Source organism: Gemmatimonadetes bacterium SCN 70-22, from assembly GCA_001724275.1.
GTDB lineage: Bacteria > Gemmatimonadota > Gemmatimonadetes > Gemmatimonadales > Gemmatimonadaceae > SCN-70-22.
Genome location: MEDZ01000008.1, coordinates 35608 through 56427, shown reverse-complemented (window position 1 = coordinate 56427; position 20820 = coordinate 35608). Strand labels below are relative to the sequence as shown.

Genomic DNA, 20820 nt, shown 5'->3' with positions numbered 1-20820 from the left:
CCCAGTCCGGTCAGGCTGACCTCTCTCCAGTCCCCCCTGCATGCCGCACCTTCACGAGAAGCTGGCCAGCGCAGTCGCCGCATGGCGCCAAGCCGGCTACCCGTGCGCTGACTACCCCGCCATCGGAGAGCTCTTTGACTGGGCCCGCGAACCCGGCACCGGCCAGCTCAGGTTCCTTCGGACCCCGCAGCTCCGGGCCCTCGAGACTTACTGGTACCTCCGCCTGATCGAGAAGACGCCGCACGTGTTCGAGCTGTACCAGCGGCTCTACACCAAGAGCTCCGAGTTGCGTGCAGCCCTCGGGCTGACCGCGAGTGAGATCCGGGATCTGGTTGAGGACGAGGGCATGCCGGCGCTCTGGGATCGCATCCGGATCGACGATCAGTTCGTCCGCGATTTCAAGCTCGAGTCGGTTCGCGAGACGCTCACGCTCGGCTACCCCAGCTACATCCTGGCGCTCGCCATGGGGGCCGGCAAAACGATCCTCATCGGGACCATCGTCGCCACGGAGTTCGCCATGGCGATGGAGTACCCCGACGGCCCGTTCGTCCAGAACGCGCTGGTGTTCGCCCCCGGCAAAACGATCATCGAGTCGCTGCGCGAGCTGGTCGAGATCCCGTACGAGCGCGTCCTGCCGCCGCGGATGTACAGCCCCTTCGCGGCGACGATCAAGCTGACTTTCACCCGCGACGGGGAGAAAGACCTTCCTGTCATCCGGAAGTCGCTCTTCAACGTCATCGTCACCAACACCGAGAAGATCCGGATTCAGAAGGAGACGGTCCGGAAGAGCGACATCGGGAGTCTTTTCGCCCCGGGGCGCGAGGATGAGGCGCGCGCCGAGGTCGCGAACCTGCGCCTGCAGGCGATTGCTAGTCTCCCCCACCTCGCCATCTTCTCCGACGAGGCGCACCACACCTATGGCCAATCGCTCGACGCGGAGCTCAAGAAGGTCCGCAAGACGGTCGACTACCTGGCCGCGCAGACCAACGTCTACGCCGTGGTCAACACAACCGGAACGCCGTACTTCGAACGTCAGCCGCTGCGCGACGTGGTGATCTGGTACGGGCTTGCCGAGGGGATTCGCGACGGCATCCTCAAGGACGTCGCCGGCAACATCCTCTCCTATGAGTTCGATGGAGACGCCAGCGCGTACGTGCGCGAGGTCGTCACCGACTTCTTCCGAGAGTACGGCGACACCACCCTGCCCAACGGCGCGCCCGCGAAGCTGGCGATCTACTTCCCCCAGAAGGATGACCTGCAGGAGCTTCGGCCCGTGGTGGACGAGGCGATGGTAGCGGCCGGAATCCCGGTGGCGCTCGCACTGGAGAACACTTCGGACGCATCGGCCGCGGAGGTCGATGCGTTCAACCGGCTCAACGACCCGTCGGCCCCGCATCGGGTGATCCTGCTGGTCAACAAGGGGACCGAGGGGTGGAACTGCCCGAGTCTGTTCGCCTGCGCGCTCGCTCGGAAGCTCCGCACCTCGAACAATTTCGTCCTGCAGGCGGCGACCCGCTGCCTGCGCCAGGTCCCGGGGAACGGGAAGCCCGCGCGCATCTACCTGTCGAACGACAACCGCGCGATCCTCGACAGGCAGCTCCAGGAGACCTTCGGGGAGTCGCTCCAGGACCTGGACCACACGGCACGCGAGACGCGGCGGGCGCGCATCGTCCTACGGAAGCTCGATCTGCCGCCCCTCGTTGTGACACAGACGCTGCGCCGGATCGAGCGCGCGCCGGAGATGGACCGTGGGCCGCTGGTCCTGCAGCGGCCCAAATCGGCCGCCGGGGCGAAGCTGCTCCGGGCAGAGCTCACGATCGCGGACCAGGAGTCCAGCTTCACTGTCCTGCATCAGCTGGGCGAGACAGTGACCATCGAGACGCCTCCGGAGGGACTCGACGCCTACGGCGCCGCGGTGGCATTGGCGGGACGGTACCGGCTCGACACGTGGACCGTCTATGACGAGGTCAGGCGCCTCTATGCGGCTGACGACATCCCCGATGCTCACCTGGAGGTATTGGGCCGCCAGATCGAGGCGTGGCAGGGAGCGTACGCCGTCACGGAGGAGAAGGTTGACGTCGCGCTTGCGCTCGTGCGTCCCGAGGGGTTCCAACTCGAGCGAGACGCGAGCGGGGCCGACGTCTACACCGCGGAGATCGTCTACCCGAAGGAGCGCGAGCATCTGCTGCTCTCCTGGGAAGCCATGCAGGACCGCAATCCGCGCGATCTTGGCTTCCACTACAGCCCGTACGATTTCGACTCGAACACGGAACTCAACTTCTTCGAGCAGCTCCTGCGCGAGCTGAAAGTCGGTCACGATGAGGTGGAGGACGTGTTCTTCACCGGAGCGCTGACCGACCCTGCCAAGACAGACTTCTACGTCGAGTACAAGGACGACAAGGGGAAATGGCGCCGCTACACGCCGGACTTTGTGATACGGAAGAAGCCGGACCAGGGGGCGAAGCCCGGGTCAGGTCGCGTGCTCATCGTCGAGGTGAAGAGCAGCCAGTTCCAGGCGACGGTGGAGCACGAGATGGAGGTCGGTGATGCGAAGAGCCCCGAGGGGAGGAAGGCGCTCGCCGTAAAGCGCTGGGAGCAGCTCAACCCGGAGCGGCTCCGCTACGAGATCATCTTCGACAGGAACGGCGTGATCCCGACCGACGAGGTCGCGGGCATCGCTCGGTTCGCAGAGGACGGACGTGAGTAAGAGGGCGAACGGACGGGGCGCGGGTGCGCCCAAGAAGGCTGCCACCGCCAAGAGCGGAGCGAGAACGAATGCGACAACGCCCAAGCGGCAGGCGAAGAGCACGACGTCGGCGACCGAGGGCGCGGCAGCATCATCGGCGCCGAACGCTCCTACGGTGCCGTCACCAGTCGAGGTGAAGATCACCGCGGCGAAGGGCCGACCAATGCTCACATGGGTCGGCAAGCGCCCGCTCCGGCACCTGAAGGCATTCCCGGCGCAGCAGGTCGAGGCGTTCGAGCCCACCGGCGCCGCAGCCCTTGCCGCGTCGGCGGACTGGCCTGCAGCCTACCCTCACGGAGGCCTTCTCTTCCACGGTGATAACAAGGAGGTCCTCGCGCATCTCCTGGCGAGCGGCTTCCGCGGGAAGGTAAACCTCATCTACATCGACCCCCCGTTCGACTCGGGTGCCGACTACGTGCGGAAGGTGTCACTCAGAGGGGCCACGGGCACCGCACGGCTCAATGGCGAAGGCTACACTCTCGGGGAGCAGATCCAATACACCGACATCTGGGCGAACGACAACTACCTGCAGTTCATGTACGAGCGGCTGTTGCTCCTGCGTGAGTTGCTCGCAGGGAACGGGTCGATCTATGTGCACATCGACGCGCGCAAGGTGCACCACCTGCGTTTCCTCCTCGACGAGGTGTTCGGGCCCGATGCGTTCAGAAACCAGGTTTCCTGGAAGCGAACGACCGCTCACGCTGGTGCCCACCAGTTTGGTGCGGTCACGGACTATCTGCTTTTCTACTCGCTCGATCCCAAGCAGGGCCGGTGGAATCAGCAATACCAGGAGATGACGGAGACGCATCGCACCCGCCACTACCGCCATCGAGATGAACAGGGCACGTATGCTCTTGGCGAGCTGACGGCGCCGGGGCTGCGCCGGGGCCCTTCCGGCGAGGCATGGCGCGGGTTCAATCCGTCCGCGCTCGGGCGACACTGGGCCAAGGTCCCCACGGCGCTGGACCGCCTCGACGCCGAGGGGAAGATCTACTGGCCCGCGCGCGAAGGCGCATGGCCGCGACTCAAGCGATACGAGGCCGAAACGCAAGGCCGTGCCTGCACCGACTTCTGGGATGACGTCGATCCCATCAACATGGTCGGATCAGAGCGCGAGGACTACCCGACGCAGAAGCCCGAAGCGCTCATCGAGCGTGTCGTCCTCGCATCCTCTAACCCAGGCGACATCGTCTTGGACTGCTTCATCGGTTCAGGCACCGCCGCGGCCGTCGCGCAGAAGCTCGGGCGCCGTTGGATCGGATGCGACATCAACAAGGGTGCGATCCAGACCACGGCCAGGCGGCTGCAGGATGTGATCGAAGAGCAAGCGTCCACCCAGGCGGGCCTCGGGCTGGATGGCGATCGCCCTGCCCCGGCGCAGCTCTCGTTCTCTACCTGGCGCGTCAACGACTATGACCTACAGGTGCAGCACAACGAGGCCGTCAACCTCGCCGCCGACTACCTGGGTCTGCTGCGCTCGCGCACCGATGGGTACTTCGATGGCATACTCGGCACCTCGCTGGTCAAGATCGTTCCCTTCGGTCGGCCGCTCACGCCGCTCGACCTAGAGGAATTGCGGCGAGAGCTCGACGCGCGTCCGCAGGAGGACCGCCCGGTCACAATGGTCTGCCTTGGCATGGAGCTCGGCGCTCGGGCATGGGTCGACGAATGGAACGCGCTACGCCGCGGCGCCGACGCCGTGAACAAGATCCGCGTGATCGAGCTTCGCACAGACCCGAAGTACGGCGGGTTCCTCAAACACGAGCCTGCGAAAGCGAAGATCCGTGTGCGCCGGCGCGGCGGCCGGATCGAGGTCGAGGTGGTGGACTTTGTCTCCCCCTCGATCGTGCAGCGCCTGCAGCAGCAGGCGGGTGTGCTGGCGCCGCGCATCGAGGACTGGCGCGCGATGGTCGACGGCGTGATGATCGACCCCGCATTCGACGGTCAGGTGTTCAACGTTGCGCTCACCGACGTTCCCGAGGGCAAGGTGGACCTGGTAGAGGGCCGGTACGAGCTCCCCGCCCCCGCGGGCAAGACGACCGTCGCGGTGAAGGTCATAGACATGCTGGGGGAGGAAGTTCTCTTTACCTGTGAGGTCTGACGATCCGGCGGTGCGCGAGCCCGCCATCTCAAGCGAACAGTCCGAGGAACAGGAAGCGCGGGTCCTGCCGCTTACCGCAGCCGAGTGTGATGGCTTGGTTGCGGCTTTGGAGCAGTCCGCCGTTGAGCCTCGAGTCGTGCACGCACGCTTACTCGCCGCAATACGCGGCGGTCGCCACTGGCACACTCCCGAGTGGATCGCGTTGCGTCGATCGCGAATCCAGGCCACGTGCGAGCAGTGCGGCACTTCCGAGGCGCCGTTCACGCTCCAGCATCTCTGGCAACCTGCGTCAGTGCAGGATTTGCTGCGGGAGCTTCGCGCCGAACACCGACGAATGCTGTACGAAGAGTTCGCCAGTGAGCACACGGCTGAACCCGAGTATAGCGATCGTCTCGGCCCGGACGGGGATCTCCGCCCCGGCTGTCCGAGGTGTGGCGGCTGGAATCTTCGGGAGCGTAAGGGCACCGGGCGCAGCGCCGGGAGGCCACGCTACTTCTGCGCATCTCCACGCAACCACCGGCAGTGTCAGTTCGAGTTCGACAACCCGGTCCTTGTTCAGCCGCTCCGAGTCGAAAGCGGGCAATTCGCTCTTCGGCAAGCGTTCGCCAGGGTGTACGAGCCGATCTACCAGGCAACGAATGACTGGCTGTATCGCCTCGCGGTGAAGCGCGCCGTCGAGGAGTTCGCCCTGTATATGTCAGGCGATGGCACCGCCACGTTCTGCAAGACCTGCGCGTTCAACTGGGACAAGCTCGGCGTGCGTCTCTGCGTCGAGTGTCGCGACGCGTGGCACCCCTTGGACGAGCAACAGTGCAACGCTTGTAGGACTGGCGGGACGTGGGTCTTGTGCAAGGAATGCCAAGAGGCGCGCCACCTGGATCGCTATTCGATGTGCTACGCCTGCAACCAACGAGGCAGTGAGAACGACGTTGTAGGATAGTGCCGTCGATCTGTCGGCGCGGCAGAAGAGCGCCGGTTGATCACCCGGGCTGGCACCGACTGGTCAAAAACGTCCGAAAAGGTTGAATCAGAGGCCCGGAGGCCGTTGGCGCTGGCCGTGTCCGGACTTTTGGATCGTCTTGCCCACCATGTCGACGTCGGGCGCCAGGAGCGCCGCGTAACGCTCCCGGGCCAGCCACACACGGCGTACGGCAGCGGAATGCCACTGCCCGCCGCGCTTCGCGCGATGTCCTTCCATCGTGAGGATGCGAGCGACATGCGTGAAGGGCAGGTCGTTCGAGCACAGATCGAGTAGGCGTCGCACGGTTGGGAGCTCCGCCTCATTCGGCGTCATCGGGGCGCCCGGACTCGCGGTCCGAAACCCGATCGGCGTCGCGCCGAGTCGATCGCCGCGTGCACGCTTGTGGGCGAGAGCGAGACGGGTGCGTTCGCGCACGTTCCCCAGTTCCAGCTCGGCGCAGGCGGCCATGACGGCGAGGAAGAACCTGCCCATGGCGCTTCGGGTCTCCAGGGTCTGGCCTCCAAGGTCAACTAGATGGAGTGCCACGCCGCTACGGGTCCAGGTTTCCACGGTGCGCATGCAGTCCACGGCGTCGCGGAAGCAGCGGTCCAGCTTGAGCGCTACGACATGGGCGTGCTCACCGCGATGGATCGCCTCGAGCAGGCGAGCGCCTTCAGGACGCAGCGACAGTGGCGTTCCGCCGCTCACTCCCTCGTCCCGGTAAACCGCGCTGACCTCCAGCCCCGCGGCGCGGGCGTACGCTTCTGCCCGCGCAAGCTGAGCAGCCAGTGACACGCCTTCGAGCGCTTGTTCCGACGTGGAGACGCGAATGTAGATCCCGGCGCGGGCCTCGGCGACCGCCGTGGTGGTCGGCGCGCCTTTCCTGCGACGAGTGACGGTACGCCGGGCCATGAACCGCTCCGAGGTGGGGCCACAGCATACGTGCCCCGCTCCGGTTCCCGGATCAACGCGGGGTGCGGACGCTGCGCGTCAGCTCCGATGTCTTGTCGCACCGCGCGGGCGAGGTTCGCCGCGGCGACCCTCCGTGTCGACAGGATAGTTGTGCAGGGACACCGACGACAAGCGTGGGAGGCCCGCCCCGCGTGGAACCGGGTTCGTGTCCCGCATTGCCGTCGCAGTGGCCTTGCCGCGGGCAGTCGAGGACTGCCAGCCTGCATTGGGCCGACGTGCATCACGCGGTGCTCGCCCCGATGGCGGCGAGCTTCCCCCTCTGCCGTACTCCAATATGTGCCCCCCTGACCCCAAGGCCCCGGGCGTCCCGCTGTCGCTGAGTCTCACCCCGGTAAGCGATGACCGCTCGCTCGACCAGCTGCTCCTCTTCCTCGGGGGCTCTACTCAGGAGAACTGCAACCACCGGGAAAACACCGACGCTGCGACCCAGAGCAACAGCGAGGCGCGTGCTGCGCTGCGGGAGAGCCTGCGCGGGGTGACCACCCGTGCGTCCTCCAAGTGCGGGCGTGTGGGGGCGATGGGCAAGGTGGCGGAGATCTGGGTGGAAGAGGACCAGCAGGGGGCCCGGACGGCCCGGACGAAAGGCCCCTTGTTCTGCCGCAGCCCGCATGCTTGCCCCGTGTGCACCCCGCGGCTGCGCGCCAAGGCGGCGAAGAAGCTGCGCCGCGCTGTGTCTGCGGCGCGAGCGCGGGGTCTCCTCGTGTTCATGCTGACCTTGACGCTCCGCCATTCAGCCGATGATCGCCTCGACTTCCTGATCCGGCTCCTCACGCGCGCGTGGCGGTTCCTCAACGGGGGAGCTGATTGGCGGCCCCTCCGCGGTAAAGGTGGTCTCGTGGGATCCGTGCGTGCGCTGGACATCACCCATGGAGGGGCCGGATGGCACCCTCATCTCCACGTCCTGCTCGTGGTGCAGCCGGATGCGCCGAAGTCCAAGTTCGGCACGGATGCGTCGCTCGCGTGCACGGCCACGGCGATCAGCGAGGCGTGGGTCAGGTCCCTCAAGCACGCGCTCGTGGACCTCGATTTGGAACCGGCGGAGTGGCCGCGGTACCTGCCACAGCCAACTCACGGAGTCTCGCTAGAGGTGGCGGCCGGCACGGGGGACTACCTCGTGAAGTCGGCCGAGGCGCGCGCGGGAGGCGGCGCAGGCGGCCGGACGGTGTGGGACATCATGGAGAGCGCGGCCGCGGGAGATGAGCGCGACCGGGAGCTTTGGAAGGATTACTCGCAGGCGATCCTGAGACAGCGACTGCTCCCCGGCTTCGATCGCCTTCAGAAGGTACTGGGCATCTTCGACGAGAAAGACAAGCAGGAACCACGCGAACAAGACCCGGGCCCTGGGGCCCACGTCGCCGACATCCCGAAGAAGATCTACAACAAGCTGGAGGCCCGGGCCGGAGCGATACGCCGACTGGAACGTGGCGCTGTGGAGGGCGGCCTCCAAGGCGTGGCGACGGCGGTCGTCCGCGAACTGCATCCCGAGTTGGTGGCGCCCTCCGACGCGTTCTGGTCACGGGTGCGGGTCTACATGGAGGAATTCCGGCCGACCCCTGTCCCCTTTGCCCGTGACGTGCGTTGCGATGTCTCGCAGGCGAGGGATCCCCGGGGGCGCGGTGCTACTGGCTCGGATCCGGATGGTCAGGCGCCGATAGAGGCTCATGAGGACCCCTCGATGCAGACGGCGGGCAACAACTCGGGAAGGTCTCGGCAGGCACGGATCGCGCTCGGCCTCTACCGGCGGCGCGCGGGTCGTCGCTCGGCCCAAGGGGCTCAGGCTCCTGGCTTTTCCGAGCCCGGTGTGTCGGCCGCTCATCGCCGCCGCGTCCGCTGGACCCGGCTCCGCAAAATGGTCGTCCTCGGTCGCCGTCAGCGTCAGCGTCAGCACCTAGGGCCCCACGCGTGCGCGAGCTCGATGGTCCCGGGCGCTCACACCGGAGCGTCGGACCGTGGTGCCGTTCGCAGGCAGACCTCGTACAGGTATGCGGCTGCTCGGGAGCGACTGCCGTGAGCGCCAGCGACAATCGCGCCGACTCGCGGACTATGGGGAGAACCGCCGCCGGTCGAGACCGTGCCGGCGACTTCTCGCGGTTCCGCCTCCCGGTGCTCATGTGGGTGGCGGCCCAGCGCGCCGTGACAGTGCGCCAAGTGCTCTTCAGGTTCTGGATTCTGGATGGGCGTGCGGGCAGCCACGGCTTCCGGGTGATCCGCCAGTTGATCGCCGAGGGCCTGATCGAGAGTGCGCCGCTTTACCCGATCCTGGGGCGGGCCTCAGTTCAGTTTCTCACGCCCACGAGAGCCGGGTGGCGCGAGCTCGGCCAGCCGCCTCGAGGCCGGGTGGTCGCACGGTTGGAGGACGTTCTCCAGTTCTCCCAACTCTGCCTTGTCCGAGAAGCCGCGGGGTGGACCATTGAGCCCCCGGCGCAGGCGTGGCCCCTGATCCGCCGGCGAGCTTTGGATGTGCTGCGGCTCAAGCCACGTGGCGACGAGATGGCGCAGGAGGCCAGACGGTGGGTTGAACGGATGAGACACCCCATGGTCCTGGGACCATGGTGTCTCCACCACCGGAGTAATGGCGAGGTGAGGCTGATCGTGAACGTCCGCTCCTTGGCCGAACTAGCCCGGACGTGCAATGCCCTCGTCCCGGTAAGACTCGTGAACGAGGCCATGCCCTTCGAGCTGGAGCTCACTGGCGCCAACCCTGACCAGCTGGAGTCTGTGCGGAAGCAGATCGCCAAGGCGTTCGCCCCTAGGACCCCCCGGGCGGCTCGCCGGGCCATGATGGGTCGTGGCCTGCCGCATCTGGATCTCGTCGCGCACGCGACGCCGGATTTCCGGAGTCTCCCACACCCAACGACCGCGAAGATCCCACCCTGTAGCGTGTACGAGGAGCACCGAGTCGAGTCCCCCCTGACATTGCGGACGGCTGCCCCTTGGATGGCTACACGCGCCGGCGGTGTCGTGTAGCGCGCCTGTGAACCTCAAGGGAGTTGCACGAATGCAGCTCAGCAGATCGGCGGTGATCTTCCCGTCGTCATTGGGGTGCGGCATGTCGAACCCGAGCAACGAGTTAGCGACTCGCACAGACGGCGCCCGGAAGGATCCTCGCCTCACCCACAGCGCCGACGGCCGTCGAGCTGGCGCTGAGAAAAACTGCCACAGACTACGTGTCCGCCAGCCGATCGCGCTTCGTCGCGTAGCCTGCAGCATGGCTCCGACCCCCCGAGTCCACGACCCCGGCTTCCCGACCCCGACCGCCGACGAGCGCGTGCTCGAAAGGCGGTACTACGAGAGCGGCGCCCTTCAGTACGAGCGCGCGACGCTGCGCCAGTTGCCACCCCCGGCGCTGCCGCCACCGCCGGTCCCCGCGGAACCGTTGTGGATGGAGGCGATGGTCTGGGTGCTCGGCTCGTTCGGGCGGGGGCTTTGGGTGGTCGGGGACCTCCTCCTCGGGCTGCTGGCTGCGGTGGCGGGCCTGATCGGGGCCCTCGTCCTGCTCGCCCTTGGAATTGCCGCGGCGATCGGATTCGTGGCCCTCGCAGCCTGGCTTGGTGGGCGATTCGACCCCGAGGTCGGCCGCATGGTGGGAGCGGCTGTCGGTTTGGCGGTCGTGCTGCTCATTGTTGTCGGCGCCGCCGACTCGAGTCGGCGTTGACGCGTTCCGGAGTTCGGGTGAGCTGAGAGAGCCGTCGTACCCGTGATGACGCGGGCCGGCCGAAGCGCGTCCATGACCAGGGAGGCAGATCGGGCGAAAGACCGGTGCTTGGCAGCCGGCGCGCCCGCCGGGCACGAGTGCCCGCTGCCGGTTTTCCTGTTCCGGGATCGCTCATGTCCACGCAACACATCCTGCGCCAAGGCGCCTTGATCCGCCGCCTCGACGGTCGCATCTCGAAACTCGAGTCAGTCAGTGGCCCCGGGCTCCGCGGCGCGATAGTGGTCGCGGACAACGATCTGATCGAGGTGGTGCCCAACCCGGCCGAGGCCGATACCTGGGTAGAGGTGGATCATCGCGCTCCGGAGGCTCGCCCCCCGCGTCGGCCGGGCTGACCAGCCCCGCGACGATGGCTGGGTGACTCAGGGGAACAGCCCGCTGGGCCTCGGGATGTACTCAGCTCGGGTTGTGGAAAGCGACGAGCGCCGGCGCGAGATGCGCCACCCGTCGCTGTACCGTGGCGAGGCTCGCCAGTCCGTTCGGGCGACCGTCCGCTCGGAGCGCCGCCTGCACGAAGCTGCGACGTTCCCAGAAGGTCTCCAGCGTGGTGAGGCCCAGGCGCGCGGCCCATGTGGCGCCGCCCGGGCGTCGCGAGCGCCAGGCGACCTGCTGCGGATACTGGAAGAGCACCACGCAATTGCAGCGACTGCACGCCACCACGAGGTTGGTGCGGACGTGCGGTCCACCACGGGATCGCTCGGTCACATGATCGACATCCCAGCGGTGGGTGGGATCGAGCGGGAGATCGCAGTAGCTGCAGCAGCCCTCGGCCAACCGAAAGAGCTCCGCCCGAAGCGCGCGCGGGATGCGAGGCGAGTTGGCGGCGCTTCGGCACGCGCGGCAAAGCCCTTCCCGGGCCCGGGAGCTGTCGCGAGAGGTGAGGAACTCCGCCCGCGGGAGCCGGGTGCGACATCGCCGACAGACGAGGGTAGGCCGGACCATGAAGGGGAGGTGGAGCAGGCGAGACGGCGGTCACCCTAACCGCTCTCATTGAGGAGACGCGTAGGCTGCGTATCGGGTCGCCGCGCGAGCGGCGCGCCTCAGGGAGACTGCGGCACGAAGTCGATGTGGTCTACGCCATGCGGCGCCAACACTGCGTTGACCGCGTGGCGGAGCGCCGTGAAGGTCGCGCGTGCTGGTAGTGGGCCCAGGCGATCCCACGCGCCCCACGGGGGCGCGGTCGTGTAATCAGCAGCGACCAGGAGGCGGCGGAGCTTCCGTCCGGTGAGGGCGACCGGCGTGCACTGGGCCGCGAGCGAGGCGCCGGCGATCGCCGGCCACGCATCGACGAGTTGCGCGAGGGCGGCGGCCGCCTCGGCATCAGTCGGTCGCGGACGTGGGGTCGTGTGCGCGTACTCGCTGTACGGCGGCTCAATACCGCGAGACGCCCTCCAGAGGTACCACACCTTCCGGAACTCGTCGTCGCTCATCGTGTCAGGCGCCATCTCACCTCCTTCGGGGTGCACCGGCATCCGCCCCGCCGGCCACCGGAACTGTGGGGCGGAAGGCGTCGGCGCCGCAAGTCATCCTGGTGTTCTCGGCGGGAGGACCTCGCCGCTCACGAGGAGCGCCGCAGATTTCGGAGTTGCTGGAGCGGCGCCTCGTCAGCGACAGTCCAGCAGCCGGGCTTCGCGGCGAAAGGACGGAAGCTGGCCGGGGATCCCTCGCCGCACCGGTAGACTCGCCAGATGAGCGACGAACTCGAAGCCAACAACCGATCGGCAGAGCAGATCTCACTGTTCCCCACGGCCGGCGGACCTCCGGCTCGACCGACTGGCGTCTCCGCGGCGATCGCACGGGCCAGTGTGGGCCCCGGGTGGTGGCCGGTGGTTGGCCCCCTCTGGATCGACGAGGAGGCATTCATCGTGAGCGAGTGCCGCGAGGTCGATGGTCTGCTGCGGCTCAGCCTCCTCAGCGACTCGGATCCGCTTGACCATCCGGCGAGGGATCCCCGGCAGCGGGATGACGATGAGATCCCCCGGCTGGGACCCTTGGCACTGTCGGGTATCGCCGAGCAGCTGGTGAGCCTCTGTGCCCAGACCTGCGCATGCTGCGGGCAACGGCCTGCCCACCTCCGGCCGGCGAGTGCGCTTGAGCCGCCCCATGTCCTCTGTGACACCTGTGCGGCGGAGATTGGCTCGGGCGTCACACTGCTCGCCGCTGCCGACGCGTACTGGCGGCTCGACGGTGCCCGTCGGCCGCCAAGGATCGCAACGGGCGCCGGGAAGTCTCATACACGTCTTCCTGCGCCGTCGGCTAAGGCGGCAGCCGCCGCATCGGACACGATTCCAGCTGTGGGCGGTGATAGCGGAAGTTCCCGCGAGGGCCTCCAAGCATTGCCGGCAGATCAGCTCCGGAACCTTGTCCGCGACCTCCGCGCCGCAATCGGGAAGGAGATCGTGGGGCAGGAGGGTGCTGTCGCCCGCCTTGCGTTGATCGGAGCACTTCACGTGGGTGGTGGCCTCACACATGGCCAGCGGGCCCTGATTGTCGGGCCGAGCGGTGTTGGGAAGACGTCCCTCGTGAGAGCGTTGTGCCGGTCGCTCACCGAAGCTGGATTCGACCTGCCCGTCGTGACGGTAGACGCGGTCGAGTTGACGAGCCCGGGGTGGAGCGGAGCTCCATCCATCAACGACCTCATTGGGACCGCGCTCGGCCGTCGCAGGTACGACTCGCCGTGGGCCCGACGCGCAATTGTCCTGATCGACGAGATCCATCACGTCGGCGTCGCCCCCGCCTCTGAGCTAACGGGCAACATGGCCGCCAAGCGGTCCGAGGTGCTGGCATCCCTGCTCGGGGTCCTGGGACACGGCACGTTGGCGGTCGGCTCTGAGTACCGGGGTTGGAGTGCCAAGGAGGCGATGGTGCTCGCCCTCGGCGCGTTTGAGGGCCTGCTGGACTCGACGCGGCAGCCCACCATCGCCGACTTGGCGAAAGCGGGGCTCCCTGTGGAGATCTCGAGCCGCTTCCACGATGTGCTGCTCCTCCGGAAGCTCGGCGAGGGATCCCTCGCCAGCTTGCTGCGCGAATGGCCGGCCTTCGCGAGCCTGCGCGACGTCTGCGAACGCCTCGGATACAAGGTTGTCGTTCACCCGGAGACGATTACGCGCGCGGCGCGTGCCGTAACTCGTGGGCGAGAGGGGGCAACGCCGCGTACGGCGGGTGGGTGGCTCGTGAATGCGTTGCAGGAGGCGCTGCTATCGGCACTCGACGCTCGAGATCGCGATGTGATCGAACTTGCGCCGGACTCCTTGCGGATCGCGCGCGCGCGACCGGGCCGCGACACTGGGTTTGACAATGGTGGGCTGGGGCCAGTCTCGGAGAGTGTTTTCTAGGTCGTTCGAGCTCCCAGCGGGGGACCGCGTCTCGAGCATCTACCCGCAGGTGTGACACCGCCACCGCGAAGCCAAGGAGGCCACCTGGGCCTGACCGGCCGTTCGCCTGAGCCCTTGGGCTGTCACTGGGGCGTATCCCCGCGCCCAATCGTGGGATCTCGGCGCCAGCCTGCGCGCCTGTCTGTCCTCAGGTGTGGACAGAAGGGCGAGATAGAGAGGCCAAGATCAGGCCCCCCAAACTCGTGGCCGGAGACACTCCCGGGTGCTCAGCGAAGTCCCCTACCCTGAGTTTGTACACCGCTTGTGGGCACTTCGGCTCGCTCGGTGCGGACCAGGTCAGGCGACGCCGTGGCGACGAACAAGAGCGACATCGGGAAGACGCGGGGAGGGGTGACGACCCACGCCTCCCGCGAGCTGCCCGATCGCATCGCCCGGCTCATCAACCCGACCGTGCTCGCGGAACGCGCGGCCATTGTGGAGAATCGTCTGCGCGATGAAGTCCTCAATCGCGTTCGTCGGCGCCGTTACGCCGAGATCATCACCGACAAGCTCCTGGAGAGCGTGAATGAGTAAGATCTTCCGCGTCTGGCGCGAACGCTTGGCTGCCGCGTTCGGAATCATTCCCGACCGCCTGCGCTACACGCGCAAGTCCACCGAGAGCGAGGACCGCCAGGTGGCCTCGCACGACCAGCAGGCGCATGCCGCCGATGAGGTCTGGGGGCCGATCAGCCGCGAGTGGTGGTGGAAGGACAGCTGCTCCGGCACCTCGTTCGACCGGCCGGAGTTCCAAGACCTTCTCGAATTCTGCCGTCAGAACCCCCGGCCTAAGTCGAATCCTGGACGGGTCGAGCTATATGACCCGAGCCGCTTCGGACGCACGCTAGACGAGGACGGCCAACCGGACATCATGGCCTTCCAGTCGGTGTTCTCCGAGTTTGAGCGCTACAACTGGCGGATTTGCTTCGTCACGGTGCAGCGGACGAACGACCAGTTGGTGGACATGATCACCATGGCGCTCTACGCCTACGCCGCGGCGCTCTACTCCGCGAACCTCTCGAAGAGCGTGCGGCGCGGCAGAATCGGCCACGCGAGCAAGGGGTGGTGGGTCGGCGGAAGCGCGCCGTGGGGTACCAAGCGGTGGGACACGCTCTCCGACCGCGAACTAGCCGACGGGCAGCGCTCCACGCCTGGCGGCGGAGGGACGATCCTAATCCCCGATCACGAGGTGCTGAAGCACTGGGAGCCGATGGCGAGGAAGTATCTCGCGGGTGTGTCCCTTGACCGAATCGGCGCCGAGCTATACAAGCAGGGCGTGCGCGGTGCGCGAGGTGGCAAGCTCGGACATCGTTCCGTCCGGAACTACCTCAGCAATCCTGTGCTCGTCGGAGAGATCGCGTTCCTGGGTGAAGAGAAGGAAGGGAAGCGCATGCGCCGCCGGGAGCGAGCGGAGTGGGGTCCCATGGTTGACGTCGAGCTGTTCCGCGAGGTGGAGAAGGAAATCGGTGGACATTCGAAGGCGGATGGGGAACGACAGCGGCGCCACGAGGAGCTATTTCCGCTGAAGCCAGCGTGCGCACACTGCGGTGTCGAGTACAACGGCGGCCGCCTCGCGAAGAAGCAGGGCGGAACGCGTGGCTACGTCCACGCGAAGCCGAAGGAGCGCATGAACCCCGAGAGGTTCGAGCGCTTCTCGGCCGCCGGCTGCAAGGCGTGGTACGTGGATGCCGAGGAACTCGAGACCAAGATCAAGGACCTCATCGTGGCGCAGCGTAGCAGCAACGCCGACTACGAGGCCACGGCGCGCGACCTCATCCTGGAGCGCGACGAATTCCGCAAGTCGGCGGAAGACGCCGTGGCGCGCGCCGAGCAGGAGCTGGCGCAGCGCGAGGCGGCGTACAAGCGTCTCGCCCACATGGCCGCGGCCGTGGCGTCCGACGACGACGATGGCGACGACGCGCTCGTCGAGCGGCTCAAGGCGGCCAAGCAGCAGGTCGGCGCCAGCAAGGCGCAGCTGGCGGAGGCGCAGCGCTTTGCGCAGTCGCGCCAGAGCGCGTGGGACCGTCTCTCGAGCATCATCCACGAGTCGCGGAACCTGGCGGATGCATGGGAGACGGCGGGACCGGAGGAGCGGACCATCCTGCTCGACTACTGGGTGGCCGACGTCCTCATCGTGGTCGAGCCGGTGCCCGGAATGAAGCGGGCGAACCACAAGACGGCGGTCGTCACGCTCAGGACCGCGCCAAACGCGCCGGCGTACTTCGAGCTCGGAGGCAGTCAGCCCCCGAGCCGGGAGACCGCCGCGTTCAGCTCCTCCAGTACCCAGGCGTCCGATTCGGCCGAGGCACGAGCCCGCAGTGGCTCGAGCGCCTCGGCGGAGCCGATCGCGCCTAACGCCCACGCGGCGTGTCCACGAACGAGCGGTTCCTCGTCAGAGAGCGCCGCCGCCAGCGCCGCCACGTCGTCTGGAGACCCGGCGTTGCCGAGCACCACGGCGGAGTTGCGCTTCAACCCGCGGAGCTTGGCGCGCTTCATGGGCGAGCCCTTGAAGGCGGCGGAGAACTCGGGTTGCGACATGGCCAGCAGCTCGCGCGCGAGCGACCTCGCGTCCTTGCCCGACAGCGCGGGGCGTGCCGCGAACGCGGGCTCGGATAGTTCCTTCGCGAATTTATGGTTATACGGGCACACCTCCTGGCAGATGTCGCACCCGTACAGCAGCTCCCCCAGCAACGGTCGCAAGGCCTCGGGGATCTCCCCCCGGTGCTCGATGGTGAGGTACGAGATGCACTTGCGCGCATCGAGCTGCCGCGGACCGTCGAAGGCATCGGTCGGACAGGCGTCGAGGCACCGCGTGCAGTTCCCGCACCGGTCGGCCTCGAACGGCGCGCTCGGCTGCAACTCGAGCGCCACGAACAGCGACCCGATGAAGAAGAACGATCCGCGCTGGGGATTGATGAGGTTCGTGTTCTTCCCGAACCACCCGAGCCCCGCGCGCCGCGCCAGGTCGCGCTCCAGGATGGGAGCGGTGTCGACGTAGGGGCGCGCATCCACCTCACGGCCGAGCGCCGTGGCGAGCCAGGCGTGGAGGGCGCGCAGCCGCTCCTTCATCAGGTCGTGATAGTCGTCGCCTCGTGCATAACGAGCGACGGGGCCCGGCGGCTCGCCGCCGCCGTAGTCCATCCCGACGACGATCGCGCTCACGGCGCCGGGGTGCGGAAGGCGGGTATCGTGGCGCAAGTGCGCGTCGCGCGCCATGTATCCCATCTCCCCCTCGCACCCACGCGCCACCCACTCGTCGTAGTACCCGGCCGTCTCCACCTCCCCCAGCCTGGCGATCCCGACGAGGTCGAAGCCGAGCGCATACGCCTGTCGCTCGATGCGCCGCTCGAGCGGGAGGTCGGGCGCCGTCGCCGCGCCGGGAGCGGGCGCCGGGTCGCTCATGGCTGCGTGCCGACCCAGCGGGCGTAGCGGATGATGTCGCCGGCGGGTGGGACGGCGTCGGGGTCGCCGTAGGCGGTGTGCATGCGCCAGCGTACGTACGCCCGCGACGGGAGGGGGAGGAAGGGAAAGCGCGCGTACCACCCGTCTGCCCGGAAGCGCCACGCCACGCGCAGGAGGTCAACCGCCAGCGGCGGGTGGCGCAGGGCGGCGAGCGTGAGCTGGAAAACGAGGCGGGGCCAGGACATGCGGGAAATCTACCCGCACACCGCAGCCCCGGTCACGTCCCAGTCGCGCGCCTACCCTCCTGCCGCGTCCACTACTCTCAGCCGCACGAGCTGGTGAATCGACCGCGCCAGTCGTGCGTCGGTCGGGACGATGAGGCGATATGGTGCCTCCGCAGCGGCGATCGGTCCGCTGGTCGTCTCGTAGGCCAGCCACACGCGCGACGGGCCGAGCTTGGGATCGAGCTCGGCGACGGAGAAGACCACGCGATAGCCGTCGCGCGCCTCGGCGATGATGGTCCACGCTTTGCGCCCCACGCGCAGGGAGTCGAGCGGGAGCCCGACGGCGGCCATGACCGTGGCAAGCGATGTGGCCCGGTAGAGCGTGGGCTCTCCATGGTGCGGGACCAGTCGCACCGTGTCGCCGGCAAGCGTGCGGAGCCGCGCCTGCGCGATGGAGACGGTGCGCTGCCCCGGGAGCTGGATCTCGAGCGCCGGCGGCTGGGCGGGGAGCGCCACCGCCATGGTGGCGAGGGCGAGGAGGTGGAGGGCGAGGGATCGCATATGCTCCGTGAGCTAGCGCGCTCTTGCCGGTCGCGCAATCGTGCGCCGCGCCGACGCTACCACCAGGTGCGGCGCCGATACTCGCGATACTCGTCGCCGAACGCCGCCTCGAGGACCCGGTATTCGCGGCGTGACTGCGTCGCTTGCACGGTCACGAAGGCGCCCCATGCGATCAGGAGCCACGGCTGGCGCAAGGCGATGATCAGCCCCAGGAGGGAGAGGTCGAGGAAGAAGTACATCGGGTGCGGGATCCGCGCGTAGAAGCCGTGCGTCACGAGCACCGTGGCGCGCGGGTTCACCGAGAAGGCCTCCCCGAGCTGGCGCCGGGCAATGAACATGCAGGGGACCGCCACGGCGACGATCGCACAGCCGATGACGAGCGCCGCCTGGCGCGGCGCGTCCTGCATCACGAAGAACGCGGCCGCCGCCGCGAGTGCTACGCATGCCGCGAATGCCCCGGTGCGCATGGATCACTGCCTCGTGCTGGAGTTGAACGTGGCCGAACGGCGTGCGACGGACGGCGCCTAGTGCCCCTGCCCCCCAACCGCCGCCCCGCCAGGTGCAGGGACTCGATCCATCGCGTAGGCCCCCGACCGATACAGCCGGTCGGCCGTATGGAAATAGGCAATGGCGTCTTCCACGAGCGCGCGCCCGGCCGAGTCGGGAGATGCGATGCGGCGCAGGCGCTTCGCCGGGCGATCGTACTGGTAGACGTCGGTCGCCCCCTTGAGCCCGAGCACCGCGACGCGGTCGCCGCGCATGAGGGCGATGCTCGAATTGTGGGTCATCAGGGCGCGCCCCTGCTCGGGGGGGATGGTGAAGACGTCGTGCCCGAACCACTTCGAGTCGTACGACATCCCCAGGCGCGCCATGATGGTCGCGGGGATGTCGAGCGACGAGGCCAGCGTCTCGATGCGCTTCCCGGGCTCGATGAACCCCGGCGCGTAGAAGAGGATGGGGACCTCGTAGCTGGGAAGCGGGATCTCGGAGGCGCCGTACACGCGCGCCCCGTGATCGCCCATCAGCACGAAGAGCGTGCTGTCGAACCACGGATGCGCCCGCGCCATGCGCACGAAGCGGCCGAGCGCCCAGTCGGCATACATCACGGCGTTGGTCCGCTTGCGGGCGTTGGGGTCGGCGGCGATGCGCCCCGCGGGGAACGAGTAGGGCTTGTGGTTGGAGACGGAGAGGACGAGGGAGTAGAACGGACGACCGGCGGCGTGGAGCGAGTCGTACGTGGCCAGCGCCTTGTCGAAGATGTACTCGTCGGCCACCCCCCACGCGTTGGCGAAGGCGTCGCTGGGGTAGTCCTTCTGCTCGATGATGAGCTGCATCCCGTTGTTGCGCATGTACTCGCCCATCCCGTCGAACATGGCGCGCCCGCCATAGATGAACGACGTGGAGTAACCGCGCTCCGCCAGGACGGCGGGGAGGGTGAAGAGTCCGTGGGATGCGGAACGCCTGACGATGGAGACCCCGGGGAGCGGGGGGAGCGAGGAGGTGGTGGCCTCGAGCGCGCGAATCGTCCGGTTCCCCGTGGAATAGGCGTTGGCGAGGACGGTCCCCTCGGCGATGAGCGAGTCGAACCGCGGGGTGAGGACGGTGTCGCCGCGGGGGTGCAGCGAGGCGAGGAAGATGGAGCCGAGGCTCTCCTCGAGGACGACGACGACGTTGCGGCGGACCGGCGGGGTGGGGGCCGTGATTTCGCGCTCGGTCGGGCGCTCCGGGTTCCACTCGCTGCGCGTCGCTTCCGGCTCCGCGAGGAGGGTGCGCAGGCGCGCCGCCTCCTCTCCCGGCGAGCGTGTGGCGTAGAGCCCTTCGTACGGGGCGTCCTGGCCAAGGAAGGCCATCCAGAAGGAGTAGTAGCCGTTGAGGGCGATCTCGTTGAGCGTGCGGTCGTCGGAGACGTGGGCGAGCGCGGGCGAGGTCCCGAGGGTCAGCGTGCCTAACGAGACTCCGTACAGCGCGAGCGTCGCCAGGCGGCGTGATGCCGTCGTGGCGGCCGCCAGGGCCTGCGCGACGCGGTGCCGCGCGAGCCACAGCCCGAGCGCGCCGGCGCCTCCCACGGCCAGGAGGATGGCCGGGAGGGGATAGCTCTCCCACAGGTTGGTGACGACCTCGGTGGGATAGATGAGGTAGTCGACCGCGACGAAGTTGAAGCGCCCGTTGAACTCGTCGAAGAAGAGCAGCTCGGCGGCGACGACGAAGGCCGAGAGGGCGAAGAGCGTGAAGAGCCACCCGCGCATCCAGCCGCGCACGGCGCGCCGCCGGAACCAGCGATCGGGGAGGAGGGCGAGGACCACGACGAGGGGGGCGGCGAGCCAGAGTGACGCCTGGAGGTCGAAGACCATCCCGACCAGGACCGCGCGGACGATGCCCCACGCCCCGGCGTCGAGGTCGCGCCAGGCGTACGCGAGGAGCGCGACACGCGTGACGAACGCGACCGCCAGGAGGACGGCGACGAGGAGGGCCGCGAGCGAGAACCTCCCCAGGCGAAGGCGCGGGGATGGCGGCGAGGCAGGGGGGGGAACTTCCGGGGGGATAGCACTCGCCAAGCGGGCACTCCAGTCGACGGATGATATGGAACGTAAGGGGGCAAGTATGAACGTCCGGTGACAGGCACCGAAAGAGGCGACTGCGTTGGGGGTCACTCATCGGACCGATCACGGTGGCGGCCGCCCCCCGGCCGGTCGTCTGACGCCGTCGCCTTCCGCGGTCGCCTTCCGCGGTCTTCCCGGGGCGCCCCGCGGCGTCTGGCGGCGATGGGGTG

The 20820-nt window shown here is 68.0% G+C and carries 19 protein-coding genes; 12 read left to right on the top strand and 7 right to left on the bottom strand.

All coding sequences use genetic code 11. From position 1 onward, the window contains the following. The first annotated feature begins 40 nt into the window (after window positions 1-40). The 3 genes from ABS52_05985 to ABS52_05975 all read left to right on the top strand — a co-directional run bounded on the left by ABS52_05985 (window position 41) and on the right by ABS52_05975 (window position 5787). On the top strand, window positions 41-2707 hold the full coding sequence (locus ABS52_05985; protein ODT04200.1) for a hypothetical protein: 2667 nt from the start codon (window positions 41-43) through the stop codon (window positions 2705-2707). Window positions 2708-2861: 154 nt separating this feature from the next. Next, the gene (locus tag ABS52_05980; GenBank protein ID ODT04199.1) at window positions 2862-4847 is read left to right on the top strand and encodes a restriction endonuclease subunit M; all 1986 of its coding nucleotides are present in this window, start codon (window positions 2862-2864) and stop codon (window positions 4845-4847) included. 610 nt (window positions 4848-5457) lie between these two features. Beyond that, window positions 5458-5787: a hypothetical protein gene (locus tag ABS52_05975; GenBank protein ODT04198.1), complete on the top strand. Its 330-nt coding sequence runs from the start codon at window positions 5458-5460 to the stop codon at window positions 5785-5787. Between the two features lie 87 nt (window positions 5788-5874). Here ABS52_05975 and ABS52_05970 read toward each other — a convergent pair whose 3' ends face one another. Next, window positions 5875-6300: a hypothetical protein gene (locus tag ABS52_05970; GenBank protein ID ODT04197.1), complete on the bottom strand. Its 426-nt coding sequence runs from the start codon at window positions 6298-6300 to the stop codon at window positions 5875-5877. A gap of 42 nt (window positions 6301-6342) precedes the next feature. Between ABS52_05970 and ABS52_05965 the strand changes: the two genes are divergently transcribed. The 5 genes from ABS52_05965 to ABS52_05945 all read left to right on the top strand — a co-directional run bounded on the left by ABS52_05965 (window position 6343) and on the right by ABS52_05945 (window position 10827). Continuing rightward, window positions 6343-6600, top strand: coding sequence for a hypothetical protein (locus ABS52_05965; GenBank protein ID ODT04196.1), 258 nt, complete (start codon window positions 6343-6345; stop codon window positions 6598-6600). A gap of 454 nt (window positions 6601-7054) precedes the next feature. Beyond that, on the top strand, window positions 7055-8791 hold the full coding sequence (locus ABS52_05960) for a hypothetical protein (GenBank protein ID ODT04195.1): 1737 nt from the start codon (window positions 7055-7057) through the stop codon (window positions 8789-8791). Between the two features lie 32 nt (window positions 8792-8823). Next, window positions 8824-9747: a hypothetical protein gene (locus tag ABS52_05955; protein ID ODT04194.1), complete on the top strand. Its 924-nt coding sequence runs from the start codon at window positions 8824-8826 to the stop codon at window positions 9745-9747. A 241-nt stretch (window positions 9748-9988) separates the two neighbouring features. Further along, window positions 9989-10435: a hypothetical protein gene (locus ABS52_05950; protein ID ODT04193.1), complete on the top strand. Its 447-nt coding sequence runs from the start codon at window positions 9989-9991 to the stop codon at window positions 10433-10435. A gap of 173 nt (window positions 10436-10608) precedes the next feature. Continuing rightward, a complete protein-coding gene (locus tag ABS52_05945) occupies window positions 10609-10827 on the top strand; it encodes a hypothetical protein (GenBank protein ODT04192.1) in 219 nt (72 codons plus the stop codon). Window positions 10828-10888: 61 nt separating this feature from the next. Here ABS52_05945 and ABS52_05940 read toward each other — a convergent pair whose 3' ends face one another. Next, the gene (locus ABS52_05940) at window positions 10889-11266 is read right to left on the bottom strand and encodes a hypothetical protein (GenBank protein ID ODT04191.1); all 378 of its coding nucleotides are present in this window, start codon (window positions 11264-11266) and stop codon (window positions 10889-10891) included. A gap of 266 nt (window positions 11267-11532) precedes the next feature. Then, window positions 11533-11964: a hypothetical protein gene (locus ABS52_05935; protein ID ODT04190.1), complete on the bottom strand. Its 432-nt coding sequence runs from the start codon at window positions 11962-11964 to the stop codon at window positions 11533-11535. Window positions 11965-12318: 354 nt separating this feature from the next. Here ABS52_05935 and ABS52_05930 point away from each other — a divergent pair, with 354 nt between their 5' ends. The 4 genes from ABS52_05930 to ABS52_05915 all read left to right on the top strand — a co-directional run bounded on the left by ABS52_05930 (window position 12319) and on the right by ABS52_05915 (window position 17292). After that, entirely contained in the window at window positions 12319-13827 is a 1509-nt protein-coding gene (locus ABS52_05930) for a hypothetical protein (GenBank protein ODT04189.1), read from the top strand. 348 nt (window positions 13828-14175) lie between these two features. Continuing rightward, window positions 14176-14400, top strand: coding sequence for a hypothetical protein (locus tag ABS52_05925; GenBank protein ID ODT04188.1), 225 nt, complete (start codon window positions 14176-14178; stop codon window positions 14398-14400). Then, window positions 14393-16861, top strand: coding sequence for a hypothetical protein (locus tag ABS52_05920; protein ID ODT04187.1), 2469 nt, complete (start codon window positions 14393-14395; stop codon window positions 16859-16861). Before ABS52_05925 ends, ABS52_05920 begins: the two co-directional genes overlap by 8 nt. 44 nt (window positions 16862-16905) lie before the next feature. Continuing rightward, window positions 16906-17292 carry a hypothetical protein gene (locus tag ABS52_05915; GenBank protein ODT04186.1) on the top strand — a complete coding sequence of 129 codons (387 nt, stop codon included), beginning with the start codon at window positions 16906-16908 and terminating at the stop codon, window positions 17290-17292. Here the strand turns inward: ABS52_05915 and ABS52_05910 are convergent. The 4 genes from ABS52_05910 to ABS52_05895 form a co-directional block, all read right to left on the bottom strand. Continuing rightward, on the bottom strand, window positions 17262-17510 hold the full coding sequence (locus ABS52_05910) for a hypothetical protein (protein ODT04185.1): 249 nt from the start codon (window positions 17508-17510) through the stop codon (window positions 17262-17264). The genes ABS52_05915 and ABS52_05910 overlap by 31 nt on opposite strands. 51 nt (window positions 17511-17561) lie before the next feature. Then, on the bottom strand, window positions 17562-18050 hold the full coding sequence (locus tag ABS52_05905) for a hypothetical protein (protein ID ODT04184.1): 489 nt from the start codon (window positions 18048-18050) through the stop codon (window positions 17562-17564). A gap of 56 nt (window positions 18051-18106) precedes the next feature. After that, on the bottom strand, window positions 18107-18457 hold the full coding sequence (locus ABS52_05900; GenBank protein ODT04183.1) for a hypothetical protein: 351 nt from the start codon (window positions 18455-18457) through the stop codon (window positions 18107-18109). A 117-nt stretch (window positions 18458-18574) separates the two neighbouring features. Continuing rightward, window positions 18575-20605 carry a hypothetical protein gene (locus ABS52_05895; protein ODT04182.1) on the bottom strand — a complete coding sequence of 677 codons (2031 nt, stop codon included), beginning with the start codon at window positions 20603-20605 and terminating at the stop codon, window positions 18575-18577. Window positions 20606-20820 lie beyond the last annotated feature (215 nt).